The sequence below is a fragment of the Pseudoalteromonas luteoviolacea NCIMB 1942 genome (genome assembly GCF_001625595.1).
GTDB lineage: Bacteria > Pseudomonadota > Gammaproteobacteria > Enterobacterales > Alteromonadaceae > Pseudoalteromonas > Pseudoalteromonas luteoviolacea_A.
Genome location: NZ_AUXT01000066.1, coordinates 1 through 484, shown reverse-complemented (window position 1 = coordinate 484; position 484 = coordinate 1). Strand labels below are relative to the sequence as shown.

Below are 484 nucleotides of genomic sequence, written 5' to 3'. Positions count from 1 at the left end.
GTTTTATAGCGCGATATTTTAAAACCTTCTTTGCGTAAGCTCTTACATAACTCACGGTAGCCTAAGCTTTCTCTGCTGCGTTTAAACAGTGTTTTGGCTCTGCGATAAAGATGTAAATCTTCGGCCGTTATAAACTTTGCTGGACGCTCTAACCATGCGTAGCTCTAACCATGCGTAATAGCTTGAACGACTCACTTTCATAGCAGAATATAACTTAATAACGCGATAAACTTGGCTATTCTCTTTGATGAATTGGTACTTTACTTCATTTCTCTCGCAAAGAAGGCGCTGGCCTTTTTTAAGATCTCTTTCTCCATTTTGAGATCTTTATTTTCTTTTCTTAAACGCTTTAACTCAGCACGTTCATCTTCATTGAGTGAATTACCAGCTTGTTGCTCTTCAAGTTTAGCTTTCCAGTTATAAATAAGTTTGGTTGTGATCCCTAAAAAGGCTGCGGCCTCAGAAACTGAATAGCCTTGCTCTG

1 protein-coding gene is annotated in these 484 nt (G+C 38.8%); it reads right to left on the bottom strand.

Translation table 11 applies throughout. The features are described 5' to 3' along the window. Window positions 1-260: 260 nt before the first annotated feature. A partial coding sequence (locus tag N482_RS26050) for a transposase (RefSeq protein ID WP_063375979.1) occupies window positions 261-484 on the bottom strand: 224 nt, incomplete at its 5' end.